The following is an 18,180-nucleotide window of genomic DNA, read 5'->3' on the forward strand; positions in this document are numbered from 1 at the left end:
CAACTGGGTGCGGGGGGCGGGCTGCGGCAGGGTCAGGCCAGGCGCGTCATCGACCGCGGGCGGCTGATCCTGGGCGGGGATGCGGTCATCGGCCAGGGTCTCGGGGCGGGCGGTGTCGCCGGTCACGGCCACGGGCGCGGGCTCGCCCACGGGGGCGGGCACGGCCGCCGGGCGGGTGTCGATGCGCGGACCTGCCGCGTTGGGCGCGGGCAGGCGCGGGGCCAGATCGCCGCCGCGCCCGAATTCCGACCCGACCGGCAGCCCGACCGACAGCGGCGCCACGCCCCCCTGCGGCAGCGGCGTCAGCAGCGACAGCGCCGCCAGCGCGCCTGCGCCCGCCAGACCGCCCAGCAAAACCCCCGCCAGAAAACCCCGTGCCATGCCCGCGCCCGTCCCGTCTGCCTTGCCCGATGCGCGGCGTCCGGTCGGTCTTGACCCCCGGTCGCGCTTTGGCCCATCTATAGCGGACGCTTTTTCCGGGGGAAACCGCCCCCTTTTTCCTGGCCGCAAGGTGCCCCGATGATCCTTCTGATCGACAACTACGACAGCTTTACCTGGAACCTGGTCCATTACATGGGCGAGGCCGGGGCCGAGGTGACCGTGCGCCGCAACGACCAGATCACCGTGGACGAGGCGCTGGAGATGGCGCCCGACGGCATCGTGATCTCTCCGGGTCCGTGCGATCCGGCGCAGGCGGGGATCTGTCTGGACCTGATCGCGGCGGCGGCGGAACGAGCCATTCCGCTGCTGGGCGTCTGCCTGGGGCATCAGGCCATCGGCCAGGCCTTTGGCGGCCGGGTCGTGCGCGCCAACCGCATCCTGCACGGCAAGGTCGACGCGATCAGCCACGACGGCACCGGCGTCTTTGCCGGGCTGCAATCGCCCCTGAACGCGACCCGCTATCATTCGCTGACGGTCGAGCCAGAGACCCTGCCCGATTGCCTGCGCGTCACCGCCACCTCGGATGACGGGACGATCATGGGGCTGATCCACAAGGACCTGCCTATCGAGGGCGTGCAGTTTCATCCCGAATCCATCGCATCCCAGTTCGGGCACGAGATGATCCGCACCTTCCTGGGCCGCTGCCCCGCCCGCAAGGACGCCGCATGACCGATATCCGCCCCCTGATCGGCCTGGCCGCGGAACGCCCGCTGACCGGCCCCGAAGCCGAGGCCGCGTTTTCCGCGCTTTTCGACGGCGCCGCGACGCCCGCCCAGATCGGCGGCCTGCTGATGGCGCTGCGCGTGCGCGGCGAGACCGTGGATGAGATCGCCGCCGCCGCCCGCGCCATGCGCGCCCGCATGACCCGCGTGACCGCGCCCGATGGTGCGATGGACATCGTCGGCACCGGCGGCGACGGCAAGGGGACGCTGAACATCTCGACCGCGACGGCCTTTGTCGTGGCGGGGGCGGGCGTGCCGGTGGCCAAGCATGGCAACCGCAACCTGTCGTCGAAATCGGGGGCGGCGGATGCGCTGACCCAGATGGGGATCAACGTGATGGGCGGGCCGGCGGTGGCCCAACGCGCGCTGGATCAGGCGGGCATCTGCTTCATGATGGCGCCCATGCACCATCCCGCGATGCGCCATGTGGGGCCGCCGCGCGCGGAACTGGGCACGCGCACGGTCTTCAACCTGCTGGGGCCGCTGACCAATCCGGCGGGCGTGCGCCACCAGCTGACGGGGGCGTTCAGCGCGGCCTGGCTGCGGCCCATGGCCGAGGTGCTGCGCGATCTGGGATCAACGTCTGCCTGGCTGGTCCATGGCGGCGACGGCACGGATGAGCTGTCCATCGCCGAGCCCAGCCAGGTCGTGGCCCTGGCGGACGGCCAGATTACCGAATTCACCGTCACGCCGGAGGATGCGGGCCTGCCCCTCCACCCCTTCGAGGCGATCATAGGCGGAGAGCCCGCGCAGAACGCCGCGGCTTTTCGCGCCCTGCTGGACGGCGAACAGGGCGCCTATCGCGACGCGGTCCTGTTGAACGCCGCCGCCGCACTGCTGATCGCAGGCCGCGTGCCGCACCTGCGCGACGGCGCGCGGATGGCGGCCGAATCGCTGGACAGCGGGTCGGCCAAGGCGCGGCTGGTCGCGCTGGCGCAGGTGACCGGCGCGCCCGAATCGTGACCCCGCCAGAACCCTGGGCGCATCTGCCTTTCTTTGCGGACCCCTGGCCCGCGATCCGCGACCGGCTGGAGGGGACCGGGTTTCTGCCCGGACCCGACCGCGTCTTTGCCGCGCTGGACATGCTGCGCCCGCAGGACGTGCGCGTGGTGATCCTGGGGCAGGACCCCTACCCCACCCCCGGCCATGCGAACGGCCTTGCGTTCTCCGTCACGCCTGAAACGCCGCTGCCGCGATCGCTGCGCAACATCTTTGCAGAGCTGCGCGACGATATCGGTGCGGCGCCCCCGACCGGCGACCTCAGCCCCTGGGCGCGTCAGGGCGTGCTGCTGCTGAACAGCGCGCTGTCGGTGATGCCGGGCCAGGCCGGGGTGCATGCCGCCTGGGGCTGGCACCATCTAGCCCGACAGGCGGTGGCCGAGGCGCAGGCCCACAGTCCACTGGCCTTTCTGCTCTGGGGCAATCACGCACAAAAGACGCTGGCGGGGCTGCCCACCCACCGCGATCTGGTGATTGCCACGGCGCATCCCTCACCCCTGTCGGCGCGGCGCGGCTTTTTTGGGTCGCGCCCGTTCAGCCGGATCAACGCCTGGCTGACCGCGCAGGGCCGCGCGCCGATCAACTGGTCCGCCTGACCTTGGCGCGGCGCCCCCTTCCCCCGACCGCCCCAGGGGGCTAGAACAGCGGCATGGATATTCTGGACAAGATCAAGGCCTACAAGCTGGACGAGATTGCCGCCGCCAAGGCTGCCCGTCCGCTGGCCGACCTCGACGCACAGGCCCGCGTGGCCGACGCCCCGCGCGGCTTTGCCCGCGCCCTGGACCGTGCCGCCGCGACAGGCCCGGCCCTGATCGCCGAGATCAAGAAGGCCAGCCCCTCCAAGGGCTTGATCCGGGCCGATTTCGACCCGCCCGCGCTGGCCCGCGCCTATCAGGCCGGGGGCGCCGCCTGCCTGTCGGTGCTGACCGACAGCCCCAGCTTTCAAGGCGCGCCCGACTATCTGGCCGCCGCACGCGCCGCCTGCGATCTGCCCGCCCTGCGCAAGGATTTCCTCTATGACACCTACCAGGTGACCGAAGCGCGGGCCTGGGGCGCGGATTGCATCCTGATCATCATGGCCTCGGTCGATGACGCCGTCGCGCGCGACCTTGAGGATGCCGCCATGGATTGGGGCATGGACGTTCTGATCGAGGTGCATGATGGTGCCGAACTGGACCGCGCGCTTCGGCTGAAATCGTCTCTGATCGGAATAAACAACCGTAATCTCAAGACCTTCGACGTCACTCTTGATGTGACGCGCGACCTTGCGCCCCGCATTCCCGGTGACCGCCAGGTGGTCTGCGAAAGCGGGCTGTTCACGCCGGAGGACCTGGGCGCGATGATGCAGACCGGCGCCCATCGCTTCCTGATCGGAGAGAGCCTGATGCGCCAGCCCGACGTGACCGCCGCCACCCGCGCCATCCTGTCGGTCCCCGCATGAGCCTGACGCATTTCGACGCCAGCGGTCAGGCCCATATGGTCGACGTCACGGCCAAGCCAGAAACGATGCGCGAGGCCGTGGCCACCGGTTGCGTTGTCATGTCACCCGAGACGCTGGCCCTGGCGCAGGGCGGCGCCGCCAAGGGCGACGTGCTGGGCGTCGCGCGCCTCGCGGGCATCATGGGCGCGAAACGCACCGCCGACCTGATCCCTTTGTGCCACCCCCTGCCGCTGGCCAAGGTTGCCCTGGACCTGATCGCCGATCCTGACCTGCCCGGCATTCGCGTTACGGCTACGGTCCGCACGACAGGCCGCACCGGGGTCGAGATGGAGGCCCTGACGGCCGTCACCACCGCCTGCCTGACCATCTATGACATGCTCAAGGCCGCGCAGAAATCCATGCAGATCCAGGATATCCGCTTGATGCGGAAAGAGGGCGGCAAATCAGGCCTCTACGAGGCAGAGTTGTGATTTCGGTCGAACAGGCCCTGGCCCATGTCCTGGCCCTGGCCCCCGCCCCGCACCCCGAGACGGTCGCGCTGGAGCATGCGCATGGCCGCGTCCTTCTGGAGCCTGCGGTGGCCGCAGTGACCCAACCGCCATTCGATGCCTCGGCCATGGACGGATATGCGCTGCGACGCGCCGATCTTCCGGGGCCCCTGGATGTCATCGGCACCAGCGCGGCAGGGCATCCCTGGACAGGCGAGGCCCGTCCCGGCACAGCCATCCGCATCTTCACCGGCGCGCCCGTGCCCGCGGGCTATGATCATGTCGAACTGCAGGAGAACATTCTGCGCGACGGCGACCGGATCACCGTTCAGACCCGCTCGACCGGCAGCAATATCCGCGCCCGCGGCAACGATTTCGCGGCAGGCGACCGGATGGAGCCGGGGCGCATCCTCGGCGCCGCCCAGATCGGCCTTTTGGCCGCGATGAATGTCGCGCAGGTCACCGTGGCCCGCGCCCCGCAGGTGGTGATCCTGGCCGGAGGCGACGAACTGGTGCCGCCCGGCACCACGCCCGCACCGGGGCAAATCATCAGTTCCAACGACCTTGCGCTCGCGGCGCTCGCCCGCGAGGCCGGGGCCGTTCCGCGCATCCTGCCGATCGCCCGCGACACCCCTGACAGCCTGCGCGACAGCTTTCGTGCAGCAGAAGGGGCGGACCTTTTGGTGACCATCGGCGGTGCCTCTGTCGGCGATCACGATCTGGTGGCGAAGATCGCCGCCGAACAGGGAATCGTGCGTTCCTTCTACAAGGTCGCGTTGCGCCCCGGAAAGCCGCTGATGGCCGGACAGATGGGCGCGGGCGCCATGCTGGGCCTGCCGGGTAACCCTGTATCGGCAATGGTTTGCGGCGTCTTGTTCATGCAACCGCTCATCCGGGCGATGCTGGGGCTGGAGCCTGGTCCTTTGATCCGCACGGCCTTGCTGGGGCGCGATCTGCCGGCTGAGGGGCCTCGGCAGCACTACCTGCGCGCCTCGCTTGCCGGTGCGGACGACCTGCCGCAGATCACGCCGTACGATGACCAGGATTCCGCCCGGCTGACGGTGATGTCGGACGCGGATGCCCTGCTGATCAGGCCCCCCGAAGACCCGGCGCGCAAGGCTGGCGATCGGGTATCCTATATCGCGCTGCGAAGCGACGTCCTGCCACACTAGTTAACTGTTTTTTCACCATTTCAGGGTCAAATGATTGACGCGATTCTGACCATGGTTTAGAACATAGGTAGAACATCACAAAAGGGTGGGCCATGTTGACGAAAAAGCAGATTCAACTGCTTGAGTTCATTCAAAGGCGGATGGCGCGGGACGGCGTGCCACCCTCTTTTGACGAAATGAAGGATGCGCTGGATCTTCGATCGAAATCCGGCATCCATCGCCTCGTGACGGCGCTGGAGGAACGTGGCTTCATCCGCCGCCTGCCGCATCGTGCCCGCGCGCTCGAAGTGCTGCGGCTACCGGATGCTCTATCACATCTGACCGAAACCGCTGACGATGAGCCGCGCCCGGCCTTCACGCCGCGCGTCATTTCGAACACCCGCCCTGCTCGACCCCGCGGCGCCATGACGGTGATGGACAGCCCGGCGGTGCAATTGCCGCTGATGGGGCGCATCGCGGCAGGCGTCCCGATCGAGGCCATATCCGAGGTTTCGCATCACGTCGCCGTTCCGGGAACCATGTTGTCGGGCCGGGAGCATCATTACGCGCTCGAAGTGACAGGCGATTCGATGATCGAGGCCGGGATCAACGACGGCGATGTGGTTGTGATCCGCGAACAGGACACGGCAGAGACGGGCGACATCGTGGTGGCCCTGGTCGACAATCAGGAAGCCACGCTGAAGCGGTATCGGCGCAAGGGCTCGATGATCGCGCTGGAGGCCGCAAACCCGGCCTATGAGACGCGCCTTCTGCCCGAGGATCGGGTTCGGATCCAGGGTCGCCTGGTCGGCCTGATCCGCAGCTACTGACCCACGCCGGGGTTCCGTATCACGCGTGAAGGAACCCCGGACCCGCGCGGGACAAAAGCTCGCGCGCCAGATCATCGCCCATGGCCTCGCCGTCGCGCGCGTCCCCCTGGCGGTGGCCCGATACGACCTCACTGCCGTCCGGGCGCAGGATCTCTCCGCGCAGCGTCAGGGTGTCCCCGTCCAGATCCGCCAATCCTGCGATCGGCGTCTGGCAGGACCCGTCAAGGCGTCTGAGGAACGCACGCTCGGCCGCGATTCGCAGCCCAGTTGCGCCGTCATGGATGGCCGACAGCAGCGCGGCGCAGTCGTGATCGTCGGCGCGGCGTTCCACCCCGATCGCGCCCTGAGCGACTGCGGGCAGCATGTCCTCGGGCGCAATCGCGCCCTGTGCCACATGGCGCATGTCCAGACGCGACAGCCCGGCCATGGCCAAAAAGGTTGCGACAGCCACGCCATCGGCCAGCTTCTGCAGGCGTGTCTGAACGTTGCCGCGAAATTCGACCAGCTGCAGATCAGGACGCCGATGCGCCAGCTGGGCGCGCCGCCGCAGGCTGGACGAGCCCACCACGGCGCCCTGTGGCAGCTTGGCGATGGACGCGACATGCGGGCTGACAAACGCGTCGCGCACATCCTCGCGCGGAAGAAGGCAGTCGATCACCAGGCCTTCGGGCTGCAGGGTCGGCATGTCCTTCATCGAGTGAACCGCGATGTCGATCCGGCCGTCCATCAGCGCGTCCTCGATTTCGCGCGTGAAAAGCCCCTTGCCGCCGATCTCTTTCAGCGGCCGGTCCAGCACCCGGTCGCCGGTCGTCTTGATCGCCACGATCTGGAAGGCATCAGCGGGCAGGCCATGCGCGGCCATCAGGCGATCACGGGTCTCATGGGCCTGAGCCAGCGCAAGCGCCGAGCCGCGGGTTCCGATCCGAAGAGGGCGGGTGGGTGTGGGCATCTGTGTCATGCGGCCCCGCATAGCGGCCGGGGGCGTGCTTGACAACGTCTGTCGCCTCCCCTTCAAGGGGCGCAGGAGGCCTCATGACCAAACTTCTGCTGCGCGCCCTGGCTGGCGAGACCCTGCCCACCCCGCCGATCTGGATGATGCGCCAGGCCGGTCGCTATCTTCCGGAATACCGTGCGACTCGGGCGCAGGCGGGCGATTTCCTGTCGCTCTGCTACAATCCGGACCTGGCGGCCGAGGTCACGCTTCAGCCGATCCGGCGCTTTGGCTTTGATGCGGCCATCCTGTTCGCGGATATCCTGCTGATCCCGCAGGCCTTGGGCGCCGACCTGTGGTTCGTCACAGGCGAGGGCCCGCGCCTGTCTACCGTCACGTCCGCCGCCGATCTGGCGCGGTTGAAGCCCGCCGATCAGGTGGATGCGCAGCTGTCGCCGGTCTACGAGACCCTGCGCATTCTCAGCAGGGAACTGCCGGGCGAGACGACGCTGATCGGCTTTGCGGGTGCGCCCTGGACGGTCGCGACCTATATGGTCGCGGGCCGAGGCACCAAGGATCAGGGTCCCGCGCATCTGCTGAAGGATCACGACCGCGCCACCTTTACCGCCCTGATCGACCTGATCACCGAGGCGACCATCCATTACCTGTCGCGACAGATCGACGCGGGGGCAGAGGTGGTCAAGCTGTTCGACAGCTGGGCCGGCAGCCTGAAGGGCCGCGATTTTGACGACTTCGCGCTAGCCCCCGCCGCGCGCATCATCGGGGCGCTCAAGACCCGCCACCCCGGCATTCCCGTCATCGCCTTTCCGCGCGAGGCGGGCGATCGCTATATCGGGTTTGGCAAGGCGACCGGCGCCGATTGCGTGGCGCTGGACAATTCGGTCAGCGCCGATTGGGCGGCGCGCCATGTCCAGGTCGACGGCTGCGTCCAAGGAAACATGGCTCCGCAGCACATGGTCACCGGTGGCCCCGAGCTGGTTGCTGAGGCGCAACGGATCACCCGCGCGCTGCGGGGCGGGCCCCATGTCTTCAACCTGGGGCATGGCATCACGCCCGATGCCGATCCGGACAATGTCGCCAGGATGATCGACGCGGTCCGCAGCGCCTAGCGCGCCACCGCCCGCGGATAGCCGTTCCGCCGCAGATCGTTCAGGGCCGCGATCAGCGCCTGCCTGTCGGCAAAGGGCCCTGCCATGACCAGCCGCAGGGGGCCATTCTCTCCTGCAGCGCGTCCTTGGCCCGTGGGGTAGCCCCGGGCCGCCAAGGCGCGCAGCACGATCATCGCATTCTCATCATCCGCATAGGCACCGACCTGAACATAGCGCGCCGATGCCGGGATCATTTCGACATCAGGGGCCTTGGCCGGAACGGGCGCGGGACTGGGCGTCTCCGCGGGTGCGGTCCGGCGATCACGGGAGACGGTCGCCGATGCGGCGGGCGGCGTGGCGCGGGCGGTTGCTGGCTTGGCCGGAACGGCCGCGGATGGCCGAGACTGCACAGCCGGGGCCACAGGCAACCGGACACCGGTGGTCAGCGTGGCAATGGCCGGTTCGGCGCGCATTCCGGGGCACAGTCCCAAGGTCGAGCCCTGCGCCGTGCCATCGGGGTCCGGTCGATAGCCAAGTCGTGCGCAGAGTTCGGCCGAACCCGACAGTCCAGCGGCATCCCGCACCGCGGGGGCTGCGGCGAGGGCGTCCTGAAGCGCGGTCTGCATGGGGTCGGTCCGGCGCGAGGGTGCAGGCTCGGCGCGCGCATCCACCGGGCGCGGGTCGGCGTTCCATTCGCCCGCCCCCAGATTGCGCGACAGCTCCTCCATCAGCACCGTCTCGATATCCGGCGCAGGGGGTGGCGTCAGGGGCAGCGCGCGATCGGCGGCGGGGTCGGTGCGCCGCACGTCCATGCTGGGCGGAAAACCGCACAGGGCCTGTCCCGTGCCATCCATCCGCGGCGCCCAGCCACCGCCGTCCCGCGTGAAGACGCAGCCCTGCCCGTCGATATATTGCGCGCCCGAAAAGCCGTCGGGCGGCGGCGGCACGGGTGCGGCCTGTGCCGCCCCGCCCAGCAAAAGCATCGCCAAGACCCGCCACTGCCCGATCATCTGCCATCCATCCGTTGTCCTGCCCCAGACCTAGCGCAGAGGCATGAAACGGCGGTTAACGGCGGGCGTTATTTCGTGCCGAACATCCGGTCGCCCGCATCGCCCAAGCCCGGCACGATATAGCCGTGATCGTCCAGACGGTCGTCCAGGGCGGCGGTAAAGATCGGCACGTCGGGATGCGCCTCGCGCATGCGTTCGACGCCCTCGGGGGCGGCCAGCAGGCAGAGGAAGCGCATGTTGACGGCCCCGCGCTCTTTCAGCATGTCGATGGCCGCGACCGATGAATTGCCGGTGGCCAGCATCGGATCGACGACGATGGTCATCCGTGCGTCCAGTTCGCGCGGCACCTTGCAGTAATATTCGACCGGCTTCAGCGTCTCGGGGTCGCGATACAGGCCCACAAAGCCCACCCGCGCGCCGGGGATCAGCTCCAGAATGCCGTCCAGCAGCCCGTTCCCGGCCCGCAGGATCGAGATCAGGGCCAGCTTCTTGCCCTCCAGCGTGGGGGCGTCCATCTCGCACATGGGGGTCTCGATCCGCATGGAGGTCAGCTCCAGCTCGCGGGTGACCTCATAGGCCAGCAGCAGGCTGATCTCGCGCAGCAGGCGGCGGAACCCGGCAGTGGAGACGTCCTTCTGGCGCATGATCGACAGCTTGTGCTGGACCAGCGGGTGATCGACGACGGTCAGATGTTGCATCAGGCGAATTCCTTTCTCAGCCGCTCGCGGGTCGGCGCATCGCAAAAGGCCGCATCGGCGGCCCAGAGGTTGATCTGTCGAAACTCGGTATCGCCCCAGCCAAAGGTCGACGCAAGCCGGTCGTATTCGTCCCGCATCGTGGTGTGAAAGAACGGCGGGTCATCGGTGGACACCGTCACCCGCACCCCCGCATCCGCCAGCCGCGCGATGGGATGCGCCTCCCAGGACGGATAGACCCCAAGCGCGATGTTCGACCCCGGACAGACCTCCAGCGTGACGCCGCTATCAACCAGGTCGCGGACCAGCACCGGGTCCTCGATGGCCTGCACCCCGTGGCCGATCCGCGTGCAGCCCAGGTCCAGCGCGTCGCGCACGCTGGCAGGCCCGCCCCATTCGCCCGCATGGCAGGTCAGGCCCAGCCCGGCCTCGGCCGCGCAGTCAAAGCTCCAGGCGTAATCGGTGGCGCGGCCCACCTGCTCGGCGCCGCCCATGCCGAAGCCGGTGATCCAGCCGCCTGCGGTTTCCGCCGCGCAGCGGGCGGTCTGGCGCGCACGGTCGGCGCCGAAATGGCGGATGGCGGTGACGATGCCGCGGCTGTCGATGCCCTGTGCGCGGGCGGCGTCGGCGACTTCGGTCATCGCGGCCAGATGGTCCTGCCACGCGGACAGATCCGCACCCCCGCAGAATTCGGGAGAGACGAACAGCTCGGCATAGATCACGCCCTCCTCGGCGCAGCGTTCCAGCACGCAGGCCAGCAGGCGGGCATAGTCGCGCGGGCCGGTGATGACGCTGGTCGCGGCCTCGTAACAGCGCAGAAAGCCGGGGAAATCGGCATAGGCGTAATGGCCGCGCGCGTCGAAGACGCCCGACAGGTCGGCGCGTTTTTCCTTGGCCAAGGCGCGGATGAAATCGGGGGGCGCGGCCCCCTCCAGATGCAGATGCAGCTCGATCTTCTTCACAGGAACGACCTTCCATGGGCGGGGGCCGCAAGGCCCAGATGCGCCATGACCGAGGCGCCGATATCGCTGAACCCCACCTGCCCCACGGTGCGCAGGCCCAGTCCCCAGCCCAGCACGGGGACGCGTTCGCGGGTGTGGTCGGTGCCAGACCAGGACGGGTCGTTGCCGTGATCGGCGGTAAAGATCGCCAGATCGCCGGGCGACAGCGTCGCGATGAACCGCCCCGCCACGTCATCGAACCATTCCAGCTGGCCCGCATAGCCCGCAATATCGCGCCTGTGCCCGAAATTCGTGTCGAATTCGACGAAATTGGCAAAGGTCAGGCTGCCCGGTTCGGCCTGCGTCCCAAGGCGGATCAGGTGATCCGCCAAGGCCCCGTCATCGGCGCCCTTGTGCAGATGCGTGATGCCGCGATGGCTGAAAATGTCGCCGATCTTGCCCACCGCATGGGTCACGCGCCCCGCCCCCTGGGCGATGTCCAGGATCGTGTCGCCCGGCGGCGCGATCGCGAAATCGCGCCGGTTGCCGGTGCGGCGAAAGTCGCCCGGCTGGCCCAGAAACGGTCGCGCGATGACCCGGCCCACGCGGATCGCGTGCAGCACGGGCGACAGGTCGCGGCACAGCGCGATCAGGCGGTCCAGGCCGAAGGCCTGTTCATGCGCGGCGATCTGCAGCACGCTGTCGGCCGAGGTATAGCAGATGGGCCAGCCGCTGCGCAGATGCTCGGCCCCGAAATCGTCGATCACCTGCGTGCCCGAGGCATGCGCGTTCCCCAGGATGCCCGCCGTGCCCGCCAGTTCGCAGATGCGCGCGGTCACGTCTGGCGGAAAGGCGGGGTTCGTGTCCGGGAAATAGGTCCAGTCCCAAGGCACCGGCACGCCCGCGATCTCCCAATGGCCGGAGGGGGTGTCCTTGCCGCGCGACAGCTCTGTTGCGGCGCCCCACAGGCCCTGTGGGGTGGCGCCCAGTCCCGGCGCATTAGTGCCGGAGGCCAGACGCACCGCCGCCCCCAGCCCCAACCCGTCCAGCACCGGCAGGCGCAGCGGACGCGCCTGCGCGATGTGGCCCAGGGTGTTCGCGCCGGTATCGGGGCGGCCATCGTTGAAGAAGGCACCGGCATCCGGCGCGCCGCCGATGCCCACGCTGTCCATGACGATCAGAAAGGCCCGGCTCATGCGGTGATCCGGTCGCGGATCAGGGGGCCGACCTCGCCCTCGCCCAGGGTATAGGCGGCCTGCACGGCGGCGATGGCGACCTGGGCCGCGGTGTCATCGGCGGCGTGGACCATGGCCAGCGGCGCGCCCGCGCCGACGCTGTCGCCCAGCATGGCCATGCGGTCCAGACCCACGCGGTCCGCCCGCACCCGGCCCCCGCCAAGCGCCAGCACCGCATGCCCAAGCGCTGTCACGTCGATGCGGCCTACCCGGCCCTGCGGCGCGGGCACCGGCACGATCAGGGGCGCGCGGGCAAGATGCGCGTCGGGACGCACCAGCAGGTCGCGGGGGCCGCCCTGGGCCGCGACCATGCGGCCAAAGGCCTCGGCGGCGGCACCGCTTTCCAAGGTCGCGGCCAACCCCTCGGCTGATTGCCCGGCCAGGGTCAGGCATTCGGCGGCCAGCGCCAGCGTCAGGTCGCGCAGCGCGCCGGGTTCGCCCTGCAGGCAGCGGATCGCCTCATGCACCTCCAGCGCGTTGCCGGCGCTGCGGGCCAGCGGCTGGTCCATGTCGGTGATGAAGGCGGTGGTGCGGCAGCCCGCGCCGTTCGCAGTTTCCACCAGCGCCTGCGCCAGACGCCCGGCGCTGTCGGATTTCTTGAGGATCGCGCCCGAGCCCGCCTTGACGTCCAAGACCAGCGCATCCAGCCCGGCGGCCAGCTTTTTCGACAGGATCGAGGCCGTGATCAGGTCGATCGATTCCACCGTCCCCGATTCGTCGCGGATCGCGTACAGCCTGCGGTCGGCGGGCGCGACATCGCCGGTCGCGGCGACGATGGCGCAGCCGATCTTGCGGACGATGCGGCGGAAATCCTCCTCGGGCTGGTCGCACAGATAACCGGGGATCGCCTCCAGCTTGTCCAGCGTGCCGCCGGTATGGCCCAGTCCCCGCCCCGAGATCATCGGCACGAAACAGCCCTGCGCCGCCAGCAGCGGCGCCAGCACCAGCGACACCGTATCGCCGATGCCCCCCGTGGAATGCTTGTCCACCACCGGCCCCGGCAGATCCCATTGCAGCACATGCCCCGAATCGCGCATCGCCCGGGTCAGCGCCACGCGCCCCGCCTGCCCCGTCCCGCGCGTCAGGACCGCCATGGCGAAGGCCCCCGCCTGCGCGTCGCTGACGGAGCCGTCGGCCAGCCCCTGGGCGATCAGCGCCGCCCCCGGCCCGTCCAGACCGCGCCCGTCGCGGATCGCGGCAATCACCGGACGCGGATCGGTCATGTGCGCGCCATGTGGCCCGCGTCAAACCGGCCGGGCAGCAGATCGCCGATGGTGGTGTGCATTTCCGCCCCGTCGGTCGTGGCCAGCAGGACCGGCACGTCGCCCGCGCCGAATTCGGCCAGCTTTTGCCGGCAGCCGCCGCAGGGGGGGACGGGGCTGGGGCTGTCGGCGATGACGGCGACCTCGGTCAGGACCGTCTCTCCGGCGGCGACCATGGCGGCGATGGCCCCCGCCTCGGCGCAGGTGCCCTCGGGATAGGCGACGTTCTCGACGTTGCAGCCGCGATAGACAGTGCCCGATGCGCCGCGGATCGCCGCGCCGACCTTGAATTTCGAATAGGGCACATAGGCCCGCTCGCGCACGTCGCGCGCCGCATCCAGCAATGACATGATCCTGTGCATCCCTTGCAAGTTCCGCCGCCAATCTGCGCCCGCAGGCGATCTTGTGCAAGGCGCGCGCGCGGGCAAAGAACCCCGCTGTTCCCCGACGTCAGATTGGTTTAACGGTAAACCAATTCCGAAAGACCGTGGGGGCAGACATGGAAGACCGCAGGCAGGACAGCGCGCGACAGGCCGCACTGGATTATCACGAATTCCCGCGTCCGGGCAAACTGGAGATCCGGGCGACCAAGCCGATGGCCAACGGACGCGATCTGGCCCGCGCCTATTCCCCCGGCGTGGCCGAGGCCTGTCTGGAGATCAAGGCCGATCCCTCGACTGCCGCGCGCTATACAACCAAGGGCAATCTGGTGGCCGTCATCAGTAACGGCACCGCCGTTCTGGGTCTGGGCAATATCGGCGCGCTGGCCTCCAAGCCGGTGATGGAGGGCAAGGCGGTCCTGTTCAAGAAATTCGCCAATATCGACTGTTTCGACATCGAGGTGAACGAGCCCGACCCCGTCAAGCTGGCCGAGATCGTCTGCGCGCTGGAGCCGACCTTCGGCGCGGTGAACCTTGAGGACATCAAGGCCCCCGACTGCTTCATCGTCGAGGAGATCTGCCGCGAGCGGATGAACATCCCGGTCTTTCACGACGACCAGCACGGCACAGCCATCGTGGTGGGCGCGGCCGCGACCAACGCGCTGCGCATCGCGGGCAAGCGGTTCGAGGACATCAAGATCGTCTCGACCGGTGGCGGGGCGGCGGGCATCGCCTGCCTGAACATGCTGCTGAAGCTGGGCGTGCAGCGCAGGAACGTCTGGCTGTGTGACATCCACGGTCTGGTCCATGAGGGCCGCGAGATCGACATGAACCCGCAAAAGGCGGCCTATGCCCAGCCTTCCGACAAGCGCGCCCTGACCGAGGTCATCGACGGTGCCGACCTGTTCCTGGGCCTGTCGGGTCCGGGCGTGCTGACGCCCGAGATGGTGGGCCGCATGGCGTCGCGCCCGATCATCTTTGCCTTGGCCAACCCCAATCCCGAGATCGACCCCGAGGCCGCACGCGCAGTCGCCCCCGACGCGATCATCGCGACGGGTCGCAGCGATTTCCCGAACCAGGTCAACAACGTCCTGTGCTTCCCCTTCATCTTCCGCGGCGCGCTGGATGTGGGGGCGACCACCATCAACGACGAGATGAAGATCGCCTGTATCGAGGGCATCGCCGCCCTGGCCCGCGCCACCACCGCCGCCGAGGCCGCCGCCGCCTATCGCGGTGAGACGCTGACCTTTGGCGCGGACTACCTGATCCCCAAGCCCTTCGATCCGCGCCTGATGGGCGTCGTCTCCAGCGCAGTCGCCCGTGCCGCGATGGAGACGGGCGTGGCCACCCGGCCCCTGGAGGACATGGCCGCCTACAAGCACAAGCTGGACAGTTCGGTCTTCCGCTCGGCCATGATCATGCGCCCGGTCTTCGAGGCGGCCGCCACCACCGAACGCCGCATCGTCTTTGCCGAGGGCGAGGATGAGCGCGTCCTGCGCGCCGCCAACGCCATGCTGGAGGAGACGACCGACGTCCCCATCCTGATCGGCCGCCCCGAGGTCATCGCCATGCGCGCCGAACGCGCGGGCCTGCCCATCCGCCCCGATGTCGATTTCCAGATCGTGAACCCGGAAAACGACCCCCGCTATCGCGACTATTGGGAGACGTATCACGGCTTGATGGCCCGGCGCGGCGTCAGCCCCGACATCGCCCGCGCGATCATGCGCACCAACACCACCGCCATCGGCGCGGTGATGGTCCATCGCGACGAGGCCGACAGCCTGATCTGCGGCACATTCGGGCAATACAGCTGGCATCTGCAATATGTCCGCCAGGTGCTGGCCCGCGACGGGCTGCACCCGGTCGGCGCGCTGTCGATGATCATCCTGGAGGACGGGCCGCTGTTCATCGCGGACACGCAGTGCCACAACGACCCCACCCCCCAGCAGGTGATGGAGACGGTCGTGGGCGCCGCCCGCCATGTGCGCCGGTTCGGCCTGACGCCCAAGATCGCGCTGTGCAGCCATTCCCAGTTCGGCAACACCGACAGCTATTCGGGGCGCAAGATGCGCGACGCGCTGGCCATGCTGGACGCGCGCGAGGCCGACTTCATGTATGACGGAGAGATGCATGTCGACGCGGCACTGGACCCCGACCTGCGCGAACGGATCTTTCCCGGATCGCGGCTGCAGGGCGTGGCCAATGTGCTGGTCTTTGCGGGCACCGATGCGGCATCGGGCGTCAGGAACGCGCTGAAGATGCGGGCGGCGGGCCTGGAGGTCGGTCCGATCCTGATGGGCATGGGCAACCGCGCCCATATCGTGACCCCGTCCATCACCACACGCGGCCTGCTGAACATGAGCGTTCTGGCCGGCACGCCGGTCAACCATTACGGCTGATTCGGCAGGGATGTTTGCAAACCCGGTGGCGCAGCAAAGGCGATTTTGCTGCGCCACCCGCTTTGCAGAATTACGCACGCGCAGGCCGGATGATTCTGCTAAACCCGCCCCGCCACGGACGCTAACAAGGTTGCGTGACGCCCCCCTCTCTGCGTAACAATCCGCAGCGTCACGGAGGGGGAGATCCATGTCCTATCAACAGATGTATGCGCGCTGGAAGGCCGACCCCGAAGCGTTCTGGATGCAGGCCGCCGACGCCATCGACTGGACCGCGCGCCCAAGCCGCGCCCATTTCGACCAGGGCCCTGCGGGCGAGTGGTTCGCGGACAGCATGGTCAACACCTGCTGGAACGCCATCGACCGCCATGTCGCGGCCGGACATGGCGACCGCCTGGCGGTGATCCACGACAGCCCCATGACCGGCAGCGTCAGCCGCCTGACCTATGCCCAGCTGCAGGATCAGGTGGCCCGGCTGGCGGGCGTCATGACCGCGCGCGGGATCGGCAAGGGCGACCGGGTCATCATCTATATGCCGATGATGCCCGAGGCGCTGCAGGCGATGCTGGCCTGCGCGCGGATCGGGGCGATCCATTCGGTGGTCTTCGGCGGGTTCGCGGCACACGAGCTGGCCGTGCGCATCGACGACGCCAAACCCCGCGCCCTGATCGCCGCCAGCTGCGGGTTGGAGCCGGGCCGCGTGGTGGCCTACAAGCCGCTGATGGACCGCGCCATCGCCGAGGCCACGCACAAGCCCGACTTTACCATCGTGCTGCAGCGCCCCGAATGCGTGGCCCAGATGCAGGAGGGCCGCGATCTGGACTGGCGCGAGGCCGTCGCTGGCGCCACCCCCGCCGATTGCGTGCCGGTCGAGGGGAACCACCCGGCCTATATCCTCTATACCTCCGGCACCACGGGCCAGCCCAAGGGCGTGGTGCGCCACACCGCCGGCCATCTGGTGGCCCTGGCCTGGAGCGTGCCGCATATCTATGGCATCGGGCCGGGCGACGTGTTCTGGGTGGCCTCGGATGTGGGGTGGGTCGTGGGGCACAGCTATATCGTCTATGGCCCGCTGATCGCGGGGGCCACGACGGTGATCTTTGAGGGCAAGCCCGTGGGCACGCCGGATGCGGGCACCTTCTGGCGGGTCATCGCCGATCACAAGGTCAAGTCGTTCTTTACCGCCCCCACCGCCATCCGCGCCGTCAAGCGCGACGACCCCGAGGGCCGGCTGGTCGCGAAATACGACCTGTCCTCGCTGCAGGCGATGTTCCTGGCGGGAGAGCGCGCCGACCCCGACACCGTCACCTGGGCCGAGGACCGGGTCAAGGTTCCCGTGATCGACCATTGGTGGCAGACCGAGACGGGCTGGGCCATCGCCGCCAACCCCTTTGGCGTCGCGATGATGCCGGTCAAGAAGGGCAGCCCCACCGTTCCGATGCCCGGCTATGATGTGCAGGTGCTGGACGAGGCGGGCCATCCCGTGGCCCCCGGCACGCTTGGCGCGATCGCGATCAGGCTGCCTTTGCCGCCGGGCACGCTGCCAACGCTGTGGAATGCCGAAAGCCGATTCCGCAAGGCCTATCTGGAGCATTTCCCGGGTTTCTATGAGACGGGCGATGCGGGCTATGTCGATGAGGACGGCTATGTGTACATCATGGCGCGCACCGATGATGTGATCAACGTGGCGGGTCATCGCCTGTCCACCGGCGGCATGGAGGAGGTTCTGGCCAGCCATCCGGCCGTCGCGGAATGTGCCGTGATCGGGGTAGCGGACGCGCTGAAGGGTCAGGCGCCCCTGGGCCTGTTGTGCCTGAAGAAGGGTGTCGAGACGGATCACGCGCAGATCGTGGCCGAGGTGGTGCGGATGGTCCGCGACCGGATCGGGCCGGTCGCAGCCTTCAAGACCGCCTGCGTGGTGGACCGCCTGCCCAAGACGCGGTCCGGCAAGATCCTGCGCGCGACGATGGCCAAGATCGCCGATGGAGAGGAGGTCCGCACGCCCGCCACCATCGACGATCCGGCGATCCTGGATGAGATCAGGGCCGCGCTGGCCGGGGTCGGCTATCCGGTCGGGGCGGCGTAGGGGGGCGCTGCCCCCCATCCCGTTCCGGGATTCCCCCGGGGATATTTTCATGAAGAAGAAGGG

The 18,180-nt window shown here is 68.7% G+C and carries 17 protein-coding genes and 1 pseudogene; 10 read left to right on the forward strand and 8 right to left on the reverse strand.

The genetic code is table 11. The annotated features are described in order from the left end of the window. A pseudogene (locus tag ABS73_RS11360) lies at positions 1-381 on the reverse strand (hypothetical protein); the annotation flags it as partial. Positions 382-519: 138 nt separating this feature from the next. Between ABS73_RS11360 and ABS73_RS11365 the strand changes: the two are divergent. The 7 genes from ABS73_RS11365 (at position 520) to lexA (ending at position 6,072) form a co-directional block, all read left to right on the forward strand. Next, the gene (locus tag ABS73_RS11365) at positions 520-1,110 is read left to right on the forward strand and encodes an anthranilate synthase component II (protein WP_277020968.1); all 591 of its coding nucleotides are present in this window, start codon (positions 520-522) and stop codon (positions 1,108-1,110) included. Continuing rightward, entirely contained in the window at positions 1,107-2,126 is a 1,020-nt protein-coding gene (gene trpD, locus ABS73_RS11370) for an anthranilate phosphoribosyltransferase (RefSeq protein ID WP_277020971.1), read from the forward strand. The genes ABS73_RS11365 and trpD overlap by 4 nt, the downstream gene beginning before the upstream one ends. Next, positions 2,123-2,758, forward strand: a complete 636-nt coding sequence (locus ABS73_RS11375) for a uracil-DNA glycosylase (RefSeq protein ID WP_277020972.1) — start codon at positions 2,123-2,125, stop codon at positions 2,756-2,758. The genes trpD and ABS73_RS11375 overlap by 4 nt, the downstream gene beginning before the upstream one ends. 53 nt (positions 2,759-2,811) lie before the next feature. Then, positions 2,812-3,603: an indole-3-glycerol phosphate synthase TrpC gene (trpC, locus tag ABS73_RS11380; protein WP_277020975.1), complete on the forward strand. Its 792-nt coding sequence runs from the start codon at positions 2,812-2,814 to the stop codon at positions 3,601-3,603. Then, positions 3,600-4,073, forward strand: coding sequence for a cyclic pyranopterin monophosphate synthase MoaC (gene moaC / locus ABS73_RS11385; RefSeq protein WP_277020977.1), 474 nt, complete (start codon positions 3,600-3,602; stop codon positions 4,071-4,073). The genes trpC and moaC overlap by 4 nt, the downstream gene beginning before the upstream one ends. Beyond that, positions 4,070-5,263 carry a molybdopterin molybdotransferase MoeA gene (locus tag ABS73_RS11390; protein ID WP_277020979.1) on the forward strand — a complete coding sequence of 398 codons (1,194 nt, stop codon included), beginning with the start codon at positions 4,070-4,072 and terminating at the stop codon, positions 5,261-5,263. Before moaC ends, ABS73_RS11390 begins: the two co-directional genes overlap by 4 nt. Before the next feature lie 92 nt (positions 5,264-5,355). After that, positions 5,356-6,072, forward strand: a complete 717-nt coding sequence (gene lexA, locus ABS73_RS11395) for a transcriptional repressor LexA (RefSeq protein WP_277020981.1) — start codon at positions 5,356-5,358, stop codon at positions 6,070-6,072. Positions 6,073-6,091: 19 nt separating this feature from the next. Here lexA and hemC read toward each other — a convergent pair whose 3' ends face one another. Further along, positions 6,092-7,030, reverse strand: coding sequence for a hydroxymethylbilane synthase (gene hemC, locus ABS73_RS11400; RefSeq protein ID WP_277020983.1), 939 nt, complete (start codon positions 7,028-7,030; stop codon positions 6,092-6,094). Positions 7,031-7,104: 74 nt separating this feature from the next. Here hemC and hemE point away from each other — a divergent pair, with 74 nt between their 5' ends. Next, the gene (gene hemE / locus ABS73_RS11405; RefSeq protein ID WP_277020984.1) at positions 7,105-8,133 is read left to right on the forward strand and encodes a uroporphyrinogen decarboxylase; all 1,029 of its coding nucleotides are present in this window, start codon (positions 7,105-7,107) and stop codon (positions 8,131-8,133) included. Here hemE and ABS73_RS11410 read toward each other — a convergent pair. From ABS73_RS11410 to ABS73_RS11435, 6 genes are all read right to left on the reverse strand, one after another. Beyond that, entirely contained in the window at positions 8,130-9,122 is a 993-nt protein-coding gene (locus ABS73_RS11410) for an SPOR domain-containing protein (RefSeq protein WP_277020986.1), read from the reverse strand. The two genes, hemE and ABS73_RS11410, sit on opposite strands and share 4 nt — an antisense overlap. Positions 9,123-9,190: 68 nt before the next feature. After that, positions 9,191-9,820, reverse strand: a complete 630-nt coding sequence (gene upp, locus ABS73_RS11415) for a uracil phosphoribosyltransferase (RefSeq protein WP_277020987.1) — start codon at positions 9,818-9,820, stop codon at positions 9,191-9,193. Beyond that, positions 9,820-10,779: an adenosine deaminase gene (locus ABS73_RS11420; RefSeq protein WP_277020990.1), complete on the reverse strand. Its 960-nt coding sequence runs from the start codon at positions 10,777-10,779 to the stop codon at positions 9,820-9,822. The genes upp and ABS73_RS11420 overlap by 1 nt, the downstream gene beginning before the upstream one ends. Beyond that, positions 10,776-11,954 (reverse strand): phosphopentomutase, encoded by a 1,179-nt coding sequence (locus tag ABS73_RS11425; protein ID WP_277020992.1) that lies wholly within the window; start codon positions 11,952-11,954, stop codon positions 10,776-10,778. Before ABS73_RS11425 ends, ABS73_RS11420 begins: the two co-directional genes overlap by 4 nt. Further along, positions 11,951-13,216: a thymidine phosphorylase gene (locus ABS73_RS11430; RefSeq protein ID WP_286693458.1), complete on the reverse strand. Its 1,266-nt coding sequence runs from the start codon at positions 13,214-13,216 to the stop codon at positions 11,951-11,953. The genes ABS73_RS11425 and ABS73_RS11430 overlap by 4 nt, the downstream gene beginning before the upstream one ends. Then, positions 13,213-13,605 carry a cytidine deaminase gene (locus ABS73_RS11435; RefSeq protein WP_277020995.1) on the reverse strand — a complete coding sequence of 131 codons (393 nt, stop codon included), beginning with the start codon at positions 13,603-13,605 and terminating at the stop codon, positions 13,213-13,215. The genes ABS73_RS11430 and ABS73_RS11435 overlap by 4 nt, the downstream gene beginning before the upstream one ends. A gap of 149 nt (positions 13,606-13,754) precedes the next feature. Between ABS73_RS11435 and ABS73_RS11440 the strand changes: the two genes are divergently transcribed. Together ABS73_RS11440 and ABS73_RS11445 are read left to right on the forward strand one after the other, a co-directional pair. After that, entirely contained in the window at positions 13,755-16,034 is a 2,280-nt protein-coding gene (locus ABS73_RS11440) for an NADP-dependent malic enzyme (protein ID WP_277020997.1), read from the forward strand. A 187-nt stretch (positions 16,035-16,221) separates the two neighbouring features. Further along, positions 16,222-18,117 (forward strand): propionyl-CoA synthetase, encoded by a 1,896-nt coding sequence (locus tag ABS73_RS11445; RefSeq protein WP_277020999.1) that lies wholly within the window; start codon positions 16,222-16,224, stop codon positions 18,115-18,117. Positions 18,118-18,180: the final 63 nt, after the last annotated feature.

It is taken from the genome of Paracoccus sp. SCN 68-21 (genome assembly GCF_001724535.1).
GTDB lineage: Bacteria > Pseudomonadota > Alphaproteobacteria > Rhodobacterales > Rhodobacteraceae > Paracoccus > Paracoccus hibiscisoli.

Excerpts from the sequence above, each read along its gene's own strand:
- hemE (WP_277020984.1), top strand. The coding sequence starts at position 7,105 with ATGACCAAACTTCTGCTGCGCGCCCTGGCTGGCGAGACCCTGCCCACC.
- ABS73_RS11430 (WP_286693458.1), bottom strand. The coding sequence starts at position 13,216 with ATGACCGATCCGCGTCCGGTGATTGCCGCGATCCGCGACGGGCGCGGT.
- trpD (WP_277020971.1), top strand. The coding sequence starts at position 1,107 with ATGACCGATATCCGCCCCCTGATCGGCCTGGCCGCGGAACGCCCGCTG.
- lexA (WP_277020981.1), top strand. The coding sequence starts at position 5,356 with ATGTTGACGAAAAAGCAGATTCAACTGCTTGAGTTCATTCAAAGGCGG.
- upp (WP_277020987.1), bottom strand. The coding sequence starts at position 9,820 with ATGCAACATCTGACCGTCGTCGATCACCCGCTGGTCCAGCACAAGCTG.
- trpC (WP_277020975.1), top strand. The coding sequence starts at position 2,812 with ATGGATATTCTGGACAAGATCAAGGCCTACAAGCTGGACGAGATTGCC.
- ABS73_RS11365 (WP_277020968.1), top strand. The coding sequence starts at position 520 with ATGATCCTTCTGATCGACAACTACGACAGCTTTACCTGGAACCTGGTC.
- ABS73_RS11445 (WP_277020999.1), top strand. The coding sequence starts at position 16,222 with ATGTCCTATCAACAGATGTATGCGCGCTGGAAGGCCGACCCCGAAGCG.
- ABS73_RS11435 (WP_277020995.1), bottom strand. The coding sequence starts at position 13,605 with ATGTCATTGCTGGATGCGGCGCGCGACGTGCGCGAGCGGGCCTATGTG.
- hemC (WP_277020983.1), bottom strand. The coding sequence starts at position 7,030 with ATGACACAGATGCCCACACCCACCCGCCCTCTTCGGATCGGAACCCGC.
- ABS73_RS11440 (WP_277020997.1), top strand. The coding sequence starts at position 13,755 with ATGGAAGACCGCAGGCAGGACAGCGCGCGACAGGCCGCACTGGATTAT.
- moaC (WP_277020977.1), top strand. The coding sequence starts at position 3,600 with ATGAGCCTGACGCATTTCGACGCCAGCGGTCAGGCCCATATGGTCGAC.
- ABS73_RS11410 (WP_277020986.1), bottom strand. The coding sequence starts at position 9,122 with ATGATCGGGCAGTGGCGGGTCTTGGCGATGCTTTTGCTGGGCGGGGCG.
- ABS73_RS11425 (WP_277020992.1), bottom strand. The coding sequence starts at position 11,954 with ATGAGCCGGGCCTTTCTGATCGTCATGGACAGCGTGGGCATCGGCGGC.